Source organism: Streptomyces thermospinosisporus (assembly GCF_039526425.1).
GTDB lineage: Bacteria > Actinomycetota > Actinomycetes > Streptomycetales > Streptomycetaceae > Streptomyces > Streptomyces thermocarboxydovorans.
This window is the reverse complement of sequence record NZ_BAAAIZ010000128.1, coordinates 37,330-50,656: the sequence shown is the minus strand read 5'-3', so window position 1 is coordinate 50,656 and position 13,327 is coordinate 37,330. Positions and strand designations below refer to the sequence as shown.

Below are 13,327 nucleotides of genomic sequence, written 5' to 3'. Positions count from 1 at the left end.
CCTGAGCAAGAGGGAACGGTCGAACGGACTTCGATACGGGGCTACTGGGCTGCTACTTGGCCGCGCCGGCGGTGAGGCCGGCGACGATCCGGCGCTGGAACAGCAGCACCATGATCACCAGGGGGATGGTGACCACGACGCCGGCGGCCATCTGGCTGCCGAAGGGGGTCTCCCACGTCGTGGCCCCGGTGAACTTGGAGATGGCGACCGGCGCGGTCTGCATCCCGGGGCGGTTGGTCATCGACAGGGCGATGAGGAACTCGTTCCAGGCCGCGATGAAGGTGATGATCGCGGTGGTGAAGATGCCCGGCGCGGCCAGCGGAATGATGATCTTGCGGAAGGCCTGGCCCCGGGTGCAGCCGTCCACCATGGCGGCGTGCTCCAGCTCGTCCGGCATCTGCCGGAAGAACGTGGTCAGGTTCCACACCGCCAGCGGCAGCGCGAAGGACATGCTCGGCACGATCATCGACTGGTAGGTGTTGATCCAGCCGATGTCGGTGAACAGCTTCAGCAGCGGCACCACGATCGACACCACCGGGAACATCGAGGTGGCGATGATCAGGGTGAGGATCAGCCGCTTGAAGCGGAACTCCAGCCGCGCCATGGCATACGCGGTGAACGTCGCCAGCAGCAGCGCCGCCACGGTGGTGACCCCGGCGACGACCAGGCTGTTGAGCAGCGCCCGCCCGAACCCCTGGGCCGGGTCGAACACCCTCGTGTAGTTCTCGAAGGACACCGGCGAGGGCAGCAGCGAGGTCTCGAAGATGTCCGAGCTGCGGCGCAGGCTGGAGACCAGCATCCAGTAGAAGGGGGCGAGGCAGTAGATCACCACCCCCGCCACTCCCGCGTACAGCAGGCCGCCCTGCCAGCGCCGCCGCGCCGGCCGCCGCTTGATCGTGAGCGTGGGGGCAGTCATGCCGTCACCTCCGCGGACTTGCGGCGCCGGCCGAACCTGCGGCTCCGCTCCGGCGCGCCGGTGTCACCGACCAGGTCGGTGCCCAGCAGCCGGACGAATGCCAGCGCGATCAGGAAGACATAGATGAAGAGGATCACCGCGTAGGCGGAGGCCGGTCCGAAGCGGACGTTGGACGCCTCGTTCTGGGCGAGCATCGACAGCGTCTCCACCGAGTTCTTCTGCGCGCCGATCAGGATGTACGGCAGGTCGAACATCCTGAGCGCGTCCATACAGCGGAAGAGCACCGCCACCAGCAGCGCGGGCTTCACCAGCGGCAGGGTGACGTGCCAGAAGCGGCGGGCCCGGCTGGCGCCGTCGATGCGGGCGGCCTCGTACACCTCCTTGGGGATCACCTGGAGGCCGGCGAGGACGAGCAGGCCGATGAACGGTGCCGTCTTCCACACCTCGGCGACGATCACCGCGATCTTGGCCTGGAAGCCCTCGGAGGTCCACAGGATCTGCCGGCCGAGAAGGGCGTTGGCCACGCCGTCGCTGTTGAAGATCCACCGCCACAGCAGACCGGAGATGGCCGTGGGCACGGCCCAGGGAATCAGGATGCCCGCCCGCACGAAGCCGCGGCCGCGGAACGCCTTGTGCATGATCAGGGCCATGGCGACCCCGATCACCGTCTCCAGGGTGACCGTGACGACGGTGAAGAACGTGGTGTTCCAGAAGGCGTTCCAGAACCGCTCAGCGGCCTCGCCGAAGATGTCGGCGTAGTTCCGCAGGCCCACGAACGGCTCGGTCTCGCTGATGAACCCGGTCTCCGGGTCCAGGCCCTTCGGCCCGAACAGCGACTCGTGCAGCGCCATCACCGTCGGGTAGAGCACCACGACGGCCAGCACCAGCAGCGTCGGGGACACCAGCAGGGCGGCCATGCGCGCGGTGCCGCTCGTGGCGCGGGCGCCCTTGCGCTTGCGTCCGCCCGGGGCGGGACGTTCCGTACGGCCCGGCAGGGTCCGGGCGCCGGTCACGACGTCCGCGTCCGGGGGCGGCGGCGGGGGAACACGGGTGTGCGACATCGGCCCGCCTCCTCACCGCGCGACGGACTTCTGCAGGTCGGCCTGCAGCGCCTTCAGCGCCTCGGCGCTGCTCTTGGAGCCGGTCAGCGCGGCATACGCCTCCCGCTGGATCGACGCGGTCACATCGCCGTAGGGCACCACCCGCGGACGGGGCACGGCGCGCAGGATGGACTCCTTGAGCACCGGCAGGTACGGGTACTGGTCGATCAGCTCCCGGTCGTCGTACAGGGAGGCGTAGGGCGGGGCGAGCGAGGCCTCCTTCAGGAAGGTCTCCGTGCTCTGCTCGCTGCTCATGAACTTGATGAAGTCCAGCGCCGTCGCCTTGTTCTTGGCGAACGAGGAGATGGCCAGGTTGTGGCCGCCGAGGCTGGAGGAGCCGGGGCCGTTCAGGCCGGGCAGCGGGGCGACCGCGAACTTGCCCTTGATGTCGCTCTTCTGGGCGTGGGAGTAGACGTAGGGCCAGTTGCGCAGGAAGACCAGCTTGCCGTTCTGGAAGGCCTGGCGGCCGTCCTCCTCGAGGTAGGTGACGGCCTTCTTGGGGATGGTGCCGTCCTTCAGCGAGCCGACCAGGAAGTCCAGGCCCTTCTTCGCCTCCGGGGTGTCTACGTTCGGCTTGCCGTCGGGACCGGTGACCACGCCGCCCGCCGAGTGCACGGCCTCGGAGAAGTTCACGGTCAGGCCCTCGTACTTCTGGAACTGACCGGCGTAGCAGGAGACCCCCTTGCCCTCGGGCAGCTTCTGGACCTTTGCGCAGGCGTCCTTCATCTCCGCCCAGGTCTTCGGGGGAACCTTGACACCGGCCTTCTTCAGCAGGTCGCTGCGGTAGTAGAGCAGGCCGCCGTCGGAGCTGTGCGGGACCGCGTAGAGGCCGTCGCGGTACTTGGCGGTCTCCACCACCGGCTTGAGCATCTTGCCGAGCGGGAACTGCTTCTCGGGCAGCCGGTCGATCCACTGGTGGGCGGCGAACTCCGAGGTCCACACGACGTCGAGGGAGAGCACCGTGTAGGCGTCGGACTTCGTCTCCGCGTTCTGGATCATCTGCTGCCGCTGGGCGTCCGCGTCCGTGGGCAGCTGGATGAAGGTGACCTTCTCGTCCGGGTGCTGCTTGTTCCACCGGTCGATCATCGGCTGGATGGTGCCGGTGGTGTCCTTGGCGGCCACGTAGCTGATGGGCCCGCGCCCCTCGAACGAGGCGGGGCCGGCCTGCCCTGAGCCGCCGTCACCGGAGGAGCCGCAGGCGGTGAGGAGCAGCCCGCCCACGGTGAGCACGGCCGCACACGGAATCGCTCGGGTGCTTCTGGTCTTCACTGGATCTCCTGGTCGCACGTCGTACGGGCGCATACGGGGGGAGTTTGTGACTGCGTTGTCATATGCAGACGAATTGACGTTTCCGCAGTTCAGGGCACAGGTAGGGGTAGAGCGGGCGAAGGACGGGGCCCTCTCCCGTGACAACGCTTGCACGCTAGGGTCGACCCCGGCTGAAGTCAATGCGTTACGTCGGGGTAATGAAAGGAAAGCAACCGCGCAGGACACGGCTTACTGACCTGTATGTTCCGTTTCCTTCCTCCGTGACAGCGCTGTCACGCGAGGGGTCCCGGCAAGCGTTTCCTGTGCTAACGTCCAGCTCATGCCACCTGCTCAGCGCCACCCCACGATGGCCGATGTGGCCGAACGGGCCGGGGTCTCCACCTCCACGGTCTCGCGCACCCTGCGCGGGCTGTCCACCGTCTCCCCCGAGGTCCGCGCGCGGGTCGAACGGGCCGCACGCGAGCTGAACTTCGCCGTGTCACGGCAGGCGGCCAGCCTGGTGACCGGCAAGACCGGGAACGTGGCGGTGCTGGTGCCCACGCTGGACGCGTGGTTCATGGGCGCGGCCCTGTCCAGCCTCGGCCCGCTGCTGCGGTCGGCCGGCATGGAGCTGAGCGTCTACCTCATCCCCGACATGGCCGAGCGGATCTCGTTCTTCGACCGCCTCCCCGCCCGGCGCAACGCCGACGCGCTGCTGGTGTTCTCCTTCGACCTCAACGACAAGGAGACGGCGCGCCTCGACGACCTCGGCATGCCGGTCATCTACGTCAGCCAGCACGTCGACGGGCGGCCCAGCGTCTACGTGGACGACGTGGCCGCGGCCGCGGCCGGCACCCGGCATCTGCTGAACCTCGGCCACCGCCGGATCGCGTTCCTGCACACCGTCGGCGCCAGCGGCTTCTCCTTCAGCTCCAACGAGCGGCTGCTCGGCTACCAGCAGGCGCTGACCGAGGCGGGCATCCCGGTCGACGAGGACCTGATGGCCGGCATCCACACCCGCGACAAGCGGAGCACCGCCGAGGCGCTGGGCAACCTGCTGAGCCTGCGGGAGCCGCCGACCGCGGTCTTCGCCGAGCAGGACGAGGTCGCCGTGGCCGCGCTGTGGACGCTGCGCCGGACGCGGATCCCGGTGCCGGAGCGGATGTCCGTGCTGGGCTTCGACGATCAGCCGCTGGCGGACTGGTTCGATCTGTCGACGGTGGCCCAGTCACCGAAGGACATCGGGCGCGAGGCCGGGGAACTGGCCCTGTCGCTGATCAACGAGCCGGACGCCGCGGACCGTTGCCGGCACATCGTGCTGCCCACGTACGTCATCCCGCGCTCCACCACCGCGCCGCCGCCCGCCGAGGAGGGCGAGCCCCGGGTCAGCGGCTGATGCGCACCCGCCTCGACTCGGTCACCTGGTCCACGTCCGACGTCCTGACCGTCAGCCGCAGCGTCCACTCACCGGCCAGCGGCAGGGTCAGGTCACTGGTGGCCCAGTAGCCGCCCCGGTCGGTGAGATTGGCGTCGATCGGCCCGACGCCCTGGGACTCCAGCGTGAAGGTCATCCGCACCTCCGGCACGGCGACCAGGCCGTCGTCGGCGCCGAAGACGACCGCCTGGACCCCGTTCTCGCCGACCCGGGCGGGGTCGAGCGAGACCTGCACCCATCCGGTGCCGCCCGGGGCGCCCGTGTCGAAGGGGACCTGGAACGTGGCCGCGCCGGGCAGCCCGGCGACGGGGGCCGCCGCGGTCCCGCCGGACGCCGCCTCCGCCTCGGCGCGGGCCGGGAGGGTGCTGGTCAGGACGGTCGTCACCAGCAGTACGACGGCGGCGACCAGCACCTCGGCGAGCACGGAGCGGCGCAGGGCACGGCGGTGCGGATCGGCCTCGTCCGGCGCCGGGGACTGCGGCTCGTCCGTCTCCTCGGGCGGCGTCGACGAGCGGCCGGCGTCCCCGTCACCGGCCGACGTGACCGGCAGCTCGCTTCCGACGGCGGGCGGCGGTGCCTGCCCGGCCGCGTTCGTGCCGGCGGCGGACACCCCGACCAGCTCCGGCACCGGCTGCGACACGGGCGGCTCCTCGGTCCGCGCGACCAGGCGGGCCGTCCAGCGGCGGGACAGGCCCGCGACCAGCAGCAGCGCGGCCACCAGGGCCAGCTTCACCAGCAGGGTCCGCCCGTAGGTCGTCCCGGTGAGCGCCGGCCAGGAGCCGAGGCCGCGCCAGGACTGGTAGACGCCGGTCACCGCGAGCACGACCACGCAGGCGAAGGCCAGTTGGGAGAACCGGGCGACCGTGGCGGGCGAGACCGGCCGCCGGGCCCGGTGGAGGGTGAGGAGCAGCGCGGTCAGGCCGCCCAGCCAGCAGGCCGTCGCCAGCAGATGCACCACCGAGGAGGTCATCGCCACCGGCACCTGGACCCCGGCGGAGGCGTGCTCGGCCGCCGCCCAGGTGAGGGCCAGACCGACGGCGAGGACGGCACCGGCCGCAAGCTGGACACAGTGCCTGAGCCCGGGCGTGCGGCGCCGGGCGAGCAGCACCAGGGCCGCCCCCGTCACCAGGACCAGCGCCAGCCGGACCAGCAGGGCGAGGCCCGGGCGCCCGGTGAGGGCCTTGCCCACGGCGGAGGAGTCGAACGCGGTGGCCGGTGAGGTGCCGTTCTCGTAGGGGGCGCGCAGCACCAGCAGCACCACGGTGCCGGCCAGCAGCGTCCACCAGCCGGTGAGCAGCGGCAGCCGCAGCGGGCGGGTGTCGGCGGGACGGCACCGCACCGCGAACACCGCCGCGCCGATCAGCAGAACGGCGCCGATGTACGCGAGATAGCGGGCGGTGTCGTAGAGGCTCGCGGTGACCGGGTGCTCGTCCGGGTCGGCGGGGGCGGCGGGCGCGGTGGGCGAGGGCTTGCCGACGGAGAAGGTGAAGGCGCCGGACACCGGGTGGCTGTCGGCGGAGATCACCCGCCAGGCGACCGTGTAGGTGCCCTCGGCCAGGTCGCCGGGCAGGGCGACGCGGGCGGTGTCGGAGGCGTCCCGGGCGTGCTCCGGCTCGCCGAGGTGAACCCGGCGGTTGTCGGGGCCGTAGATCCGGAACGAGTCCTCCAGCAGCCCGACGGACTCCGTGAAGGAGAGGGTGATGTGCCGGGGAGCGGTCCTGACGACGCTGCCGTCCTGCGGGTCGGAGGAGCGCAGCGCGGCATGGGCGCCCGCCGGGGCGGCGCTGCCCAGGAGCAGCAGCACCAGCAGGGAGCCCAGCAGCATCAGCCGCGGCAGCCGCCGGTGCCCCGGACCGCCGGCGACCCCGGCCGGCCCGCGCCCTCCCCCGCCGGTCCCGGTCACCTCGTCTGGCAGCCCTCGCACGAACCACTCGCCTCCTGGCCTCGCCTCCGGGTTAGTACGGACGGCAGGCACATTGTGCTCACCCAGCCCGGGCCGCAATGACCCCGGACTCCCTCACCAGGTCGGGCGGGCCGAGGCTCCTCCGTCGACGAGCAGGTCGTGGCCGGTCACCCAGGAGGCGAGGGGGGAGGCCAGCCAGGCGCAGGCGTCGCCGATGTCCTCGGGGCGGCCCAGGCGGCCGGTGGCGGTGGCGCGGCGCCAGCGGGTCACGCCCTCCGGCCAGTCCTCCTCCAGCCCCTCCCGGTCGATCAGTCCGGGCGAGACCGTGTTGACGCGCACGCCCCAGGGCCCGTACTCGAGGGCCGCCGAGCGGGCGTGCATCACCACCGCCGCCTTGGAGGCGCAGTAATGCGCATGGGCCGGGGCGGGCAGGCGGGCCTCGACGGAGGCGATGTGGGTGACGGAGCCGCCGCCGTGTTCCCGCATCAGCTCGGCCGCGGCCTGGGTGCAGGCGAAGGCGCTGGTGACGTTGGTGTCCAGCACCGCCCGCCACTCGGCCGCCGTCATGCCGGCCAGCTCCTGGAGGGGCTGCACTCCCGCGTTGTTGACCAGCGCGGTCAGCTTGCCGCCGCCCCACTCGGCCGCCCGGGCCACCAGGCCCCGGCAGGCGTCCTCGTCGGTGAGGTCGGCCCCGGCCAGCACGACCGCCTCCCCGCCCGCCTCCTTGATCCGGGCGGCGGTCTCCTCCGCGGATGTCAGCGCCGTGCGGCAGTGCAGCGCGACCGCGGCGCCCTCCTCGGCGAGGCGGAGCGCGATGCCCCGGCCGAGGCCGCCGCCCGCGCCCGTGACCAGGGCGACCTGTCCCGTCAGCAGTCCATGTCCCGTCATGTGCGGCAGAGTTCCATGATCTGCGCCGCGCGGTGCGGATAGCGGTTGATCAGCTCCGCCGCGTCCCCCTGCTCGTACCCCTCGTAGGTGAACCCAGGTGCCATCGTGCAGCCGAACAGCGTCCACGACCGCCCCGGCGCCACCCGCGCCCCCATCCAGGTCCCGGCGGGCACGGTGAGCTGGACGTGCTGGCCGCCGAGGACGTCGGGACCGAGCACGGGTGTGCGGGAGGTGCCGTCCGGGGAGAGCAGCAGCATCTGCAGCGGATCGCCCAGGTAGTAGTGCCAGATCTCGTCGGCGGGCAGGCGGTGCAGCGCGGAGAAGTCACCGGGCCGGTCGGTGAGCAGGGCGACGATGGCGGTGCCCTCGGGGCGGCCGTCGGGGCGCTGCGGACCGGCCCACATCTGACGGAACCGTCCCCCTTCGCGGGGGATCGGCTCCATACGGAAGTGGGCGACCAGTTCGTCGGGCGTCACCTGCTGAAGGCTACCTCGTGGGTGAGAAAGGCGAGTTGTGCTTTCTTCTCCGGCAAGTACACATCCGGAAGGTCCACCTCGGGAAGCACCACCACCGGGCCCGCCGTGAAGCCCTGCCTCAGGAAGCGGGCGATCGCCTTCTCGTTGGCCACGTCCGGGTCGACCACCACCCGGCGGCGGCCCAGCACCCGGAAGACGTAGGTCGTCATCGCGGTGGTCAGAACGCCGGTCCAACCGGGCCGGGCGGCGCCGTTCTCGGGGGGCGCGATGAGCAAGTGCAGGCCGATGTCGCCGGGTCGGACGGGGTAGCACTCACCGACCCGGTCGGCCTCCGGCTCGTAGGTCTGCAGCAGCGCGGCCGGGGTGCCGTCCTTGACGACGAGGAAGGCGTGGTGGGTCTGCAGGGTGTCCATGTGGGCGTAGATCTCCGCCACTTGACGCTCGGTGAGGCCGTTCATGCCCCAGAAGACGGCGCGTTCCTCGCTGACCCAGCGGTGCAGCAGGGGCGCGTCGGCGGCCACGTCCAGCGGCAGGATGCGCACCCGGCCGAAGCCGTCGATCCGCTGCTCGTGGACGGCCGGGCGGAAGGCGTACGGGTCAGACATCGGTCTCCTTCGTCAGCTGCGCCCAGTCGGTGACGACCGGGACGAGGTCTCCCACGAGCCACAGCGGCTGCTGGTCGCGGTGGTGGGGCGAGCCTGGCACCCCACAGGCGCCGAACGGCACGACCCAGCCGCTGTTCTCGCGCCGGGCCAGGTCCCAGACGTAGCGGGCGGCCGGGCCGCGGGCGGCGAGGTCGGTGACGCCGGGCACGGCCGAGGTGCACAGCACGCAGTCGTGATCGCCGGACAGCCCCGGCTCCCGCTCCGGCGCCTCGGGCGGCAGGGCCCGCCACGGGGCCAGCCGGTGGATGTCGCCCCAGGTGCCGGCGGGCGGCCGGGCGGCCGCCTCCTCGAGCGCCTCGCGCACGATGCCGGTGCGGTCGATGCCGAACAACTCGTCCGCGTTCAGCAGGTGTTCGAGGGCGAAGGCGATGCGCGGCAGCAGCGCCAGCCAGGGCTGGAACACCTCGGGATACGCGGGCGGCGTGGCCAGCGCGGCGAACACCGGCTGCTCCGCGAGCCGCCGTACCACCGCACCGCGCACGGCGGCGTAGCGGGCGGCCTCGGGGCTGCCGGCGTCCATGCGGCGGTCCCAGCCGAGCAGCCGGTCGCGCGACTCGGCGGCCGCGTCGCTCAGTCCTGCGGGGTCGAGGGCGGCGATCCGGTCGAGCAGCGCGGCGGCGGAGGCGAGATGGGTGTCGGTGTGGAGGGCGGGCATGTCGGCGGCGGACCAGCGCTCCCGTCCTGCGAGCAGCGCGGCGATCCGCTCGGCGCGGTGCGGCGGGGCGAACTCGACGCCGAGGGGCTCCGCCGGTCCGCGCTGGTTCGCCATCACGGCTACCCCGTCGGTCAGCCCGGCGCGTGGTGACTCGTGCCACCCCTGCCATGCGTGGCCGGGCTCCCAAGCGGGCACCAGGCGCTGCCGGTTGGCCTCGGCCCGCACCGGCACCCGTCCCGCGACCCGGTGCAGGGTGCCGCCGTCCGTGTCGGCCGCCAAAACGACGTTGACGGGCTCCGTCCACAGGTCCAGGGCCCGGTCGACGTCGCCGACGGTGCGGGCCCGCAGCAGGGGGAGCAGCGCGGAGAAGCCGAGGTCCCCGGTGACGCGGGGCGGGTAGCGCAGGGCGACGGCGAGCGGGGGCGCGGACGGGTCGGCGGGTTCGGCGGGGCCGTCCTCCAGGCCCTCCGGGCCGCCGATGACGACCGGACCGCGGGCCGTCTCGACGACCTCGATCTCCACCGGGTCCTCCCCGGCCACCTCGACGGTCTCCGTGTGCCGGGAGGCGCGCCGCCAGGTGCCGTCGGGGTCCAGGGCCTCGATCCCGGCCCCGGTGCGGCGCAGTTGTTCGCGGTAGAGGTCCTGGTAGTCGGCCATCGCGTTGGTGATGGCCCAGGCGACGGAGCCGGTGTGGCCGAAATGGGCGATGCCCGGGACGCCCGGTACGGCGAGGCCGACGACGTCGAACTCCGGGCAGGACAGGTGGATCTGCTGGTAGACGCCGGGGTCCTCGATGAAGCGGTGCGGGTCCCCGGCGATGACCGCGTGGCCGGTGGTGGTGCGCTCCCCGGCGACCAGCCAGCCGTTGCTGCCGGAGGTGCCGGGTCCGTCGGTGGCGAACAGGCCTATGGCGTCCGCGCCGAAGTGGGCGGCGACCTGCTCGCGCCAGAGCTTCGCGGGGAAGCCGGCGAAGAGGATGTGCGTGGCGAGCCAGACTCCGAGCGGGGTCCAGGGTCTCCACCGCCCCGGCACCAGCCCGGCCCGCCCGAACTCGGGGGCGGACGCCGTACTCAGCCCCTCGTTGACGCCGTCCACATACGCCCGGACCCACTCCGCCGTCTCCGGGTCCCGGCGCTCAAGGGCCTCGAAGCAGCGCTGCGCCGTGTCGGCGAGCCGGGCCCGGCGGGCGAGCCGGTCCCAGGGGAGGGCCTCGGCGCCGAGGAAGGCCGCCGAGGTGCCCTGTAGCCGGTGCCGCTCGACCTCCAGCTGCCAGGCCCGGTCGAGGGCGGTGACCCGGCCCTGGACGCGGGCCAGTTCGAGCGCGCTGTCCGCCCGCAGATGCGGAATGCCCCACGCGTCCCGGAAGATCTCGCCGGCCACTGTGCCCTCATTTCGTGTTAGGTTAGCCTGCCCTAAGTATCAGTGCGGGAATCGTACGCGAAGGGTGAAGAGCCGATGGGGCAGGGGCGGGGATGGGAGGGCGCGGTCCTCAAGCTGATGCGGGCGAAGGACTTCGTGCTCACCGTGACGGGGGCCGAGGACGTCACCGACGACTACCGGAGAGTCCACTTCACCGACGGGGGGCTGCTCGGCGCGATCGGGGTGCACCCGACGATGTGGGTGCGGCTGTGGTTCGACAACGCGGGCAAGCCCCACCAGCGCGGCTACACCCTGGTCGACCCGGACCCCGCCGCCGGGACCTTCGCCGTCGAGTTCGCCCTGCACGAGGGCTGCGCCAGCGACTGGGCCCGCGGCGCGAAGGCCGGCGACACCATCGAGGCGACCGTCCAGGGCACCGGCTTCCAGCACCCCGACCCCGCCCCCTCCCACGTCTTCGCGATCGGCGACCCGGCCTCCCTCCCCGCGATCAACTCGCTCCTCGGCGCGCTGGGCTCCGCACCGGCGACCATCTGGTTCGAGGGCTCGCTGGACGGCCTGCCGTGCGCCGCCGACCCCGCACTGCACGAGGTGCGCGAGGTGCCGCGCAAGGACGACGGCGACCACCTGGTGCGGCAGGTCCGCACCGACCTCCCCGCACCGCTGCGTGCCACCCCCGACCCGTACGTCTGGATCGCCTGCGACGCCAGGACCACCCGGGCGCTCAGCAGCTTCGTCCGCAAGGAGCTGCACCTGCCCAAGCAGCGGATGCACGCGCTGGGGTACTGGCGCGCGAGCTGAGCCGCGGCGCGCGATCATCGGGGCATGGATGTCACTCTGCACCTCGCCCAGGACCCCGAGGCCGACGCGCTGCTGGGCCGCAGTCCGCTGGCCGCGCTGATCGGCATGCTGCTGGACCAGCAGATCCCGATGGAGTGGGCGTTCAAGGGCCCGGCGACCATCGCCCGGCGGATGGGCGCCGACGACCTGGACGCACACGAGATCGCCGCGTACGACCCGGAGGCGTTCGCGGCGCTGCTCGCCGAGAAGCCGGCGGTCCACCGCTACCCCGGCTCGATGGCCGGCCGCATCCAGCAGCTGTGCCGGTACCTCGTCGAGCACTACGACGGCGACGCCGAGGCGGTGTGGCGGGACGTCGGCAGCGGCGCGGAACTGCTCCGCCGGCTGCAGGACCTGCCCGGCTTCGGCAAGCAGAAGGCCCAGATCTTCCTGGCCCTGCTCGGCAAACAGCTCGGCGTGCGGCCCGAGGGCTGGCGCGAGGCCGCAGGCGCCTACGGCGAGCCCGGCTCCTACCGCTCCGTCGCCGACATCACCGGCCCCGAGTCCCTGACCAAGGTGCGCGCCCACAAGCAGGAGATGAAGGCCGCGGCCAAGGCCGCCAAGGCGGCGAAGAAGTCAGGCGCGTAGACCCGGGCACCCTGCAAACGAGGGGGACGCCCACCAGAGGCGCGGGGAACTTCGCGACCAGCCCCCCCACCACCCCGCACCCGCCGGACCAGCCGCACCACCCACACCGGATCGCGCCCGCCCCGTCCGCGCCCAACCGGAATCCACCGCAATGGAGTCCCCCAGGTGGCCTTCCGAAGCGCGCGGATCCCAGATGGAAGCATGACCGAGCCCCCCCCAGCGGCTCCCCCTGGGATCCGGAGCGCGGCCCCCGTGACGGCCACGGCCCCGGACCGCACGAGCCGTCACCGCGTGGACCGCGCAGCCCCGGCTCACCCGCCCCGCCGGACGCGCACGACCCGCACCAGAACGCGCCGACCGACCCACACGGCCGGCACGGCCCCCACGGCCGGCACGGCCCCCACGGCCGGCACGGCCCCCACGGCCGGCACGGCCTCCACGGCCTCCACGGCCTCCACAGCCCGCACGGGCGCCTAGCCCCCACCCGCGTCCGCAGCGGGCACCGGCCGCCCGGCCGGGCCCGGGTCCCGGCGCCGGCCGGATGAGCGGCCCACCCCCGGAGGGCGGACGCGGACCAGCCCCGGCGGGGCGGACGCGCCCCCGCGCTCCTGCTGCGGTCACTGGTGCTCCTGCTCGCCCTCTTCCTGCCGGGCACCCACCCGTACCCGGCCCTGGCGGACTCCGCCCCGGCCGTGGCCGACGAGGGCTGCACGGGCGACGAGAGCACCACCGCCGAACTCGACCCGCAGGACACGGCGCAGCGGCCCACCACCAGGGCCGCCCCCGGCAGCACCCCACCGCCCTGCGCCCCGCGCCCTTCCCGCTCGCGGCGCAGCGACTCCTGTCCCCCGCCCCCCGGCCGGCCCCGGCGCATCCCCCGCGCCCGCCGGACGTCCTGCGCTCCGTGGTCCTGCGCTGCTGACGGAACCGGGCGTCACCCGCCCAGCCAGTTCGCGTCCAGCGACCGATTGAACGAGTAACGAGGAACGAACCGGATGAACCGGAACAGGAGGCACCCCATGCTGAGAGACCCCTACGCCGTCATGCGTGCCCTGCTGCGCGCCGAGGCCGCCCGCAACGGCACCCCCCTGCCCCCGAGGACCGACCGCAAGAAGACGCGCCCGAGGAAGACCGCCCCCACGACCGCGGACGCCTCCGAACGCCGCCGCACCGCCCCCGACCGCGGCCGCGGACGCGACTGACGCACACACGGAGGCGGCGGAGGCGGACCTCACC

13 protein-coding genes are annotated in these 13,327 nt (G+C 73.0%); 5 read left to right on the top strand and 8 right to left on the bottom strand.

Going from position 1 to position 13,327, the window contains the following annotated elements; all coding sequences use genetic code 11:
- Positions 1-52 precede the first annotated feature (52 nt).
- From ABD207_RS30660 to ABD207_RS30650, 3 genes are read right to left on the bottom strand one after another with little or no spacing between them, the layout of a single operon-like run.
- Entirely contained in the window at positions 53-916 is an 864-nt protein-coding gene (locus ABD207_RS30660) for a carbohydrate ABC transporter permease (RefSeq protein WP_344016544.1), read from the bottom strand.
- A complete protein-coding gene (locus tag ABD207_RS30655; protein ID WP_344016543.1) occupies positions 913-1,977 on the bottom strand; it encodes a carbohydrate ABC transporter permease in 1,065 nt (354 codons plus the stop codon). The genes ABD207_RS30660 and ABD207_RS30655 overlap by 4 nt, the downstream gene beginning before the upstream one ends.
- Before the next feature lie 12 nt (positions 1,978-1,989).
- Positions 1,990-3,285, bottom strand: coding sequence for an ABC transporter substrate-binding protein (locus ABD207_RS30650; protein ID WP_344016542.1), 1,296 nt, complete (start codon positions 3,283-3,285; stop codon positions 1,990-1,992).
- 319 nt (positions 3,286-3,604) lie between these two features.
- Between ABD207_RS30650 and ABD207_RS30645 the strand changes: the two genes are divergently transcribed.
- Complete coding sequence (locus ABD207_RS30645; protein ID WP_344016541.1) at positions 3,605-4,660, top strand: LacI family DNA-binding transcriptional regulator; 1,056 nt, start codon at positions 3,605-3,607, stop codon at positions 4,658-4,660.
- Here the strand turns inward: ABD207_RS30645 and ABD207_RS30640 are convergent.
- From ABD207_RS30640 to ABD207_RS30620, 5 genes are all read right to left on the bottom strand, one after another.
- On the bottom strand, positions 4,650-6,524 hold the full coding sequence (locus ABD207_RS30640; protein ID WP_344016572.1) for a copper resistance CopC/CopD family protein: 1,875 nt from the start codon (positions 6,522-6,524) through the stop codon (positions 4,650-4,652). The genes ABD207_RS30645 and ABD207_RS30640 overlap by 11 nt on opposite strands.
- Positions 6,525-6,716: 192 nt before the next feature.
- A complete protein-coding gene (locus ABD207_RS30635; protein WP_344016539.1) occupies positions 6,717-7,490 on the bottom strand; it encodes an SDR family NAD(P)-dependent oxidoreductase in 774 nt (257 codons plus the stop codon).
- Positions 7,487-7,966: a cupin domain-containing protein gene (locus tag ABD207_RS30630; RefSeq protein WP_344016537.1), complete on the bottom strand. Its 480-nt coding sequence runs from the start codon at positions 7,964-7,966 to the stop codon at positions 7,487-7,489. Before ABD207_RS30630 ends, ABD207_RS30635 begins: the two co-directional genes overlap by 4 nt.
- Positions 7,963-8,571: a GNAT family N-acetyltransferase gene (locus ABD207_RS30625; protein WP_344016535.1), complete on the bottom strand. Its 609-nt coding sequence runs from the start codon at positions 8,569-8,571 to the stop codon at positions 7,963-7,965. Before ABD207_RS30625 ends, ABD207_RS30630 begins: the two co-directional genes overlap by 4 nt.
- Positions 8,564-10,666, bottom strand: a complete 2,103-nt coding sequence (locus ABD207_RS30620; RefSeq protein WP_344016533.1) for a penicillin acylase family protein — start codon at positions 10,664-10,666, stop codon at positions 8,564-8,566. Before ABD207_RS30620 ends, ABD207_RS30625 begins: the two co-directional genes overlap by 8 nt.
- Before the next feature lie 75 nt (positions 10,667-10,741).
- Between ABD207_RS30620 and ABD207_RS30615 the strand changes: the two genes are divergently transcribed.
- The 4 genes from ABD207_RS30615 (at position 10,742) to ABD207_RS30600 (ending at position 13,293) form a co-directional block, all read left to right on the top strand.
- Positions 10,742-11,464, top strand: a complete 723-nt coding sequence (locus ABD207_RS30615) for a siderophore-interacting protein (protein ID WP_344016531.1) — start codon at positions 10,742-10,744, stop codon at positions 11,462-11,464.
- Positions 11,465-11,488: 24 nt separating this feature from the next.
- On the top strand, positions 11,489-12,091 hold the full coding sequence (locus ABD207_RS30610; protein WP_344016529.1) for an HhH-GPD-type base excision DNA repair protein: 603 nt from the start codon (positions 11,489-11,491) through the stop codon (positions 12,089-12,091).
- A gap of 623 nt (positions 12,092-12,714) precedes the next feature.
- Entirely contained in the window at positions 12,715-13,071 is a 357-nt protein-coding gene (locus ABD207_RS30605) for a hypothetical protein (protein ID WP_344016528.1), read from the top strand.
- Positions 13,072-13,110: 39 nt separating this feature from the next.
- Positions 13,111-13,293 (top strand): hypothetical protein, encoded by a 183-nt coding sequence (locus ABD207_RS30600; protein ID WP_344016527.1) that lies wholly within the window; start codon positions 13,111-13,113, stop codon positions 13,291-13,293.
- Positions 13,294-13,327 lie beyond the last annotated feature (34 nt).

Coding starts and splice junctions, on each gene's coding strand:
- ABD207_RS30660 (WP_344016544.1), bottom strand. CDS start 916: ATGACTGCCCCCACGCTCACGATCAAGCGGCGGCCGGCGCGGCGGCGC.
- ABD207_RS30655 (WP_344016543.1), bottom strand. CDS start 1,977: ATGTCGCACACCCGTGTTCCCCCGCCGCCGCCCCCGGACGCGGACGTC.
- ABD207_RS30645 (WP_344016541.1), top strand. CDS start 3,605: ATGCCACCTGCTCAGCGCCACCCCACGATGGCCGATGTGGCCGAACGG.
- ABD207_RS30640 (WP_344016572.1), bottom strand. CDS start 6,524: ATGCTGCTGGGCTCCCTGCTGGTGCTGCTGCTCCTGGGCAGCGCCGCC.
- ABD207_RS30635 (WP_344016539.1), bottom strand. CDS start 7,490: ATGACGGGACATGGACTGCTGACGGGACAGGTCGCCCTGGTCACGGGC.
- ABD207_RS30625 (WP_344016535.1), bottom strand. CDS start 8,571: ATGTCTGACCCGTACGCCTTCCGCCCGGCCGTCCACGAGCAGCGGATC.
- ABD207_RS30615 (WP_344016531.1), top strand. CDS start 10,742: ATGGGGCAGGGGCGGGGATGGGAGGGCGCGGTCCTCAAGCTGATGCGG.
- ABD207_RS30610 (WP_344016529.1), top strand. CDS start 11,489: ATGGATGTCACTCTGCACCTCGCCCAGGACCCCGAGGCCGACGCGCTG.
- ABD207_RS30600 (WP_344016527.1), top strand. CDS start 13,111: ATGCTGAGAGACCCCTACGCCGTCATGCGTGCCCTGCTGCGCGCCGAG.